We start from the raw sequence: 5454 nt of genomic DNA on the forward strand, positions 1-5454 counted from the left end.
CCGCCGCGGTCGAGTCGATGGGTGGCGGGGTCGTGCGCGAACTCCAGTTCGGCCGGCTGCTGATGGCCGTCGAGCAGCCCGACGTGGCTGACGTGGTCGCGCTCGACGGGGTCACCGCGGTCGAGACCGACGCGGTTCTCAGTCCGACCTGAGACCAACTCGTTCCTTGCTAGAAGTTTACGGCTTGTACTAACAGATTCCCGCCCGAGCGGGCAAGCAACTTCAAGTGACGGCCGAGCGTACAGGTGTGCGGGGAAAATGGGGGGAGACGAGCATACGCATCGGACCAGCGCCGTCCACGACGAGCCAGTCGGGACGATGGGGCGGCGCAGGTTCGTGGACACGCTTCTTGGTCTCGGATTCGGCGCACTCTCGGCGAGCCTGCTCACCGCCGAGGACGTGGCGGCGGCGGGACGCGACGAGGTACCGGTCGTGTACGGACTGACGCGCGATGGCGACGGCAGCAACGGCGATAGCGAGGGCGGAGGCGGAAGTAACGGCGACGGCGGCGGACTGGTCCCGCGGCGCAGGACGGTGCCCGCCGACTGGTACGACGACCTCCGGTCCGCGCTGGCGGCCCACCGGAATCTGGAGGCGGTCCACCGCGACGGGGTGGCGAGTTCGGCGGTCGCTCCGGGCGAGTACGGCGGCCGCAACGCCGTAATCCACGTCGAGGTCACGGCCGAGCGCGCCCGCGGGGAGGTGCCCGAGCGCGTCGGGGACACGCCGGTCGAGGTACGGAAGGTCGAGCGCGTGGAAGACCGCGGCGGCTCCGACGGCGGCGTCGACCCGGGCGGCGACGACCCGGAGTCGCCCGTCTCGCCCGACGGCGGCGTGCCGGGGAGCGTCGCGGTCGGCACCAAGAAGGTGTATGGCACGCTCGCGCCGGCGATGACCGACCCGAGCGACGGGGCGCGGTACTTCGCCACCGCGAACCACGTGTTCGGCGGGAGCGACAACGGCGGGACGCCGGTGTACCTGCTCGACGGCGAGCGGACGAAGATCGGATCGATCCGCGCGGCGTACCCGAAGTCCGACCTCGCGGCCGCGCGGCCGGAGTCGTCGTTCCGGCCGCTCCACCGCATCCACGACAGCGACCCGGGCGAGGTCCTCGGCCAGTTCACGAGGGCGGGGCTCGCGGACCTCAAAGCCCGCGGAGAGTCGCTGACGAAGATCGGCGCGAAGACCGGCCGGTCGAGCGGGACGATTCAGGCGGTCGACGGCCTCACCTGCGCCTACGGAGCTATCTGCAAGCGCGGCCAACTCAAGTGGGGCGAGGAGTCGGGGTTCGCGGACGGCGACAGCGGCTCGGTCAACTTTCACCCGGACCCGGAGAACCCCGACGAGGGCGTGCTCGTCGGCGGGTTCAACAACGCCCGGACGTGGTGGCCCGGCGAGAACTACGTCTGGGGCACGGCGGCCTACCACGTCACGGAGAAGCACGGCCTGACGTTCTGAGGGTCTGCCGTTCCGCGTTCTACCGCCCTGCCGGTTCGCCATTCTGCCGTTCTGGACGCCTTCGTTTCTGACGGTCACCTCTCTGAGACACGATGGTTTTCGCGTACCCGAGGCGAAACGCTAACAACCGCCGAGTGTCTGGAGGATAACGATGTTACGGGCGAAGGGGGACCGTCGCCGGGTCGCGGCCGAGCAGTTCACCGTCGTCTACGTCGGTGAATCGTCACGGGGCGCAGCAATCGCCGAGCAGTTGTCCGGCGGGACAGTCAGCACCGAACGGTCGGCCGCGAGCGCGCTGGACCGCCTCGACGCGGGCGACGCCGACTGCGTGGTCGCGGAGGCAGAGCTGTCCGAATCCGACGAAGCTGAGGCGTTCACCGTCGACGGCGCGGCGTTCCTCGACGCCGTGGGTGACCTGTTTCCCGCGGTCGGACGGGTCCTGCTCGCGGAGTCGGTCGCGGACGCGCCGGACGGCGTCGCGTTCGTCGACTCGCGTTCGCGCGAGGACCTGCCGCGCCGCGTCGCGCGCCGGGTCGAACGCGTCGTCGAGCGCCGTCGGCTCGCGGCCGAGCGCGACCGCCTCGCCGACCGGTTCGGGACGCTGGTCGAGGGGTCGCCCGACCCGATACTCACCGTCGACGAGGACGGCGTGGTGGTGTTCGCCAACGACGCCGTCGAGCGCGTGTTCGGCCACCCGCCCGACGCCGTGGTCGGAAAGCCGGTCGTCCGCCTGCTCGACCCCGGCGTCCACGAGAGCTTCGAGCGGACGCTCGACGAACTGGCCGCCGACGAGGGGCACGTCCAGCGCGACTACGTGGAACTGGCGGGCTGGGACGCGGCGGGCAGCCGAATCCCGCTCGCCATCTCGTTCAGCGAGACCGAGCGCGGCGGCCGCCACTACTTCTCGGCCATCGTCCGGGACGTGCGCGAGCGCAAGCGACTCGAGGACAGGCTCGAAGCCGAGAAGCACAAGACCAAGGAACTCCACGAGGTCGCGGTCATGCTCGAAGAGTGCGACACCGTCGAAGCGGTGTGTCGGCTCGCGGTCGAGACCGCCGAACAGCTCCTCGAGTTCGACATCGCCGCGGTCGACACCGTGGAGGACGGCGAACTCGTCCCGCAGGCCGTCTCGAAGGGCGTGCCCTCCGACGGCTACTACACCACGACCGCGCTCGACGCCGACGACAAGCTCGCGGCCCGAGCCTACCGGCGTGGCGAGACCATCCGGACCGCCGACCTCCAGGCCGAGGGGGTCAGCCCGGCCGCGAGCGGCTACCGGGCCGCGCTGTCGGTGCCGATGGCCGACATCGGCGTGTTCCAGGCCGTCTCGAAGCAAGCCGACGCGTTTGGCGAGAGCGACCGCGAACTCGCGGAACTGCTGACCTCCCACGTCGCGCAGGCGCTCCAGCGCATCCGCTCGGAGCGCAAGCTGGAGGCCGAGCGCGACCGGTTCGCCGCGCTGTTCGAGAACATCCGCGAGGCGACCGTCAGCTACGAGTTCCGCGACGGCGAGCCCGTCGTCCGGTCGGTCAACGGCGCGTTCGAGTCGGTGTTCGGCTACGACGCCGACGCGGTGGTCGGCGAGTCGCTCGTCGACCTCATCGTCCCCGAGGACGAGCGCGCGGAGGCCAGAGCCGTCGTGGAGCAGATGCGAGCGGGCGGGGCCATCGACACGGAGGTCAGGCGTGAAGCCGTGGACGGCGTCCGGGACTTCCTGCTGCGGACGGCCCGGATGCCCGACGGTGACGCGGGCGGCTACGTGATGTACACCGACATCACCGAGCGCAAGCGAAACGAGGAGCGCCACCGCTCGATGACCGAGGACGTGCTCGACGAAACCGACGTGGGCATCTTCGTGCTCGACGACGAGTTCGACGTTGCGTGGGCCAACGCCGCGGTCGCGGAGTACTTCCGGCTCGACCGCGAGGCCGCCCTCGGCGCGGACAAGCCCACGCTGATCGCAGACGCGATCCGCGAAGTGGTCGAAGACGGCGAGTCGTTCGCCGAAACGGTCCTCGGGACGTACGACGACAACACCTCGGTCGAGGAGTTCACCTGCCACGTGACTCCCGGCGAGAGGCGGGCCGAGCGCCACCTCCACCACCGAAGTCGGCCCATCGAGTCCGGGCTGTACGAGGGCGGTCGGGTCGAGCTGTACTACGACGTGACCGAGCGCGTCAAGCGCGAGGCGATGCTCGACGCGCTCCACGGCGCGACCCGCGACCTGATGGGAGCCGAGAGCCAGTCGGAGATATCGGAGATCGCGGTCGAGACGATCCACGAGGTGCTCGACCTGCCCCACGCCACCGTCTTCCGGTACGACGAGGACGCCGACCTGCTCGACCCGTTCGTGCTGCCGTCTCGGGCCGCCACGAGTATGAGAGAGACGCCCTGCTTCGAGCCCGGCGAAGGCATCGTCGGGAGCGTGTTCGAGTCCGGGACGAGCGAGCAGTTCGACAACGTCTGGGACGACCCACGAGCGCTGGACGACGGCGCGAAGTCGATTCGGGCGTACGCCGCGTTCCCGCTCGGCGACTGGGGCGTGCTGACGGTCGCCTCGACCGAGGTCGGCGCGTTCGACGACTACGAGATCGATCTGGCCCGCGTGCTCGCGGCCAACACCGAGGTCGCGCTCGACCGCGCGGCCCGCGAGGCCGAACTCGCCGACCAGCGGAGCCAGCTCGCCGAACTCGACCGGATCAACGCGGTCATCCGTGACGTGGACCAGCTGCTCGTCCGGGCAACGACTCGCGAGGAGATCATGCAGGCGGTCTGCGACAGGCTGGCGAGTTCGGACCACTACCGCTTCGCGTGGACCAGCGAGTCGATGGCGGGCTCGACCCGCGCCGAGCCGACCGCGTGGGCCGGCGTCGAGGAGGGTTACCTCGACGAGGTCGTGGCGAGACGCGACGAGACGCCGGACGGTCCCGGCTCCGTCGCGCTGCGGACCGGCGAGGTGCAGGTCGTCGGCAACGTCCGCGAAGACGAGATGTTCGCGCCGTGGCGCGACGCCGCGCTCGAACGCGGCTACCGCTCGGCGGCCGCCATCCCGCTCCGCTACCGGGAGACGGTGTACGGCGTGCTCTGCGTCTACGCCGCCCGGCCGGACGCGTTCGACGACCGCGAGCAGGCGGTGCTGGCCGAACTCGGCGAGACCATCGGCCACGCCATCAACGCCGCAGAGAAGGAGCAGGCGCTGGTCTCGGACGGCATGGTCGAAGTCGAGTTCGAGATCCGCGAGGGCGAGGGATTCTTCGCCCGCGTCCCCCGCGAGGAGGGTGGCCGGTTCTCGCTCGACGGGGTGACCATGACCGGCGACGGCTCGTTCGTCTTCTTCATGACCGCGGAGGGACTGGACCCGGACCGCGTGCTGGAGCGCGCGGAGGCTGCCGACGACATCGAGCGCGCCCGGCTCGTCAACCGGCACGACGACGGCGACCTCTTCGAGTTCGTCTACACCGGCCCGTCGCCGATGCCCCAGCTGGTCGAGTACGGCGGCACGCTGGCGGACGCGGAGTTCACGCCCGACGGCGGCCGGAGCGTCGTGAAACTCCCCCGGAGCGTGGACGTGCGCACGATCGTCGAGTCGGTCCGGGACGCCCTCCCCGGCACGAAGGTCGTCGCGCGCCGCGAGCGCGAGCGCCCGTCCCGGACGGTCGAGGAGTTCCGGTCCACGCTCGGCGAGGACCTCACCGAACGCCAGCGCTCGGCGATGGAGGCGGCCTACTACGCGGGCTTCTTCGAGTGGCCCCGCGAGAGCGACGGCGAGGACGTCAGCGAGTCGCTAGGCGTGTCGCCGCCGACGTTCCACGAACACCTCCGAGTGGGCGAACGGAAGCTTCTCTCTGCGTTTCTGGACGACTGAGCGAATATGTTTTGTTTGTTTTCATTCTGGCCTAGAATATTACCTCCTGTCCGTCCGAGACTGAACGTCTCCTGACCTCGGTGTTTATCTTTCCACCCGGCGCGTGCGGGCGCGGCCTCGTGCCGCGCCCG

2 protein-coding genes are annotated in these 5454 nt (G+C 70.2%); both read left to right on the forward strand.

What is annotated here, in order from left to right; all coding sequences use genetic code 11:
* The first annotated feature begins 258 nt into the window (after positions 1-258).
* A complete protein-coding gene (locus DPQ64_RS18300) occupies positions 259-1458 on the forward strand; it encodes a hypothetical protein (protein WP_115865728.1) in 1200 nt (399 codons plus the stop codon).
* A gap of 151 nt (positions 1459-1609) precedes the next feature.
* Entirely contained in the window at positions 1610-5323 is a 3714-nt protein-coding gene (locus tag DPQ64_RS18305; RefSeq protein WP_115865729.1) for a GAF domain-containing protein, read from the forward strand.
* Positions 5324-5454 lie beyond the last annotated feature (131 nt).

The sequence above is a fragment of the Halorussus litoreus genome (genome assembly GCF_003382685.1).
Classification (GTDB): Archaea; Halobacteriota; Halobacteria; order Halobacteriales; family Haladaptataceae; genus Halorussus; species Halorussus litoreus.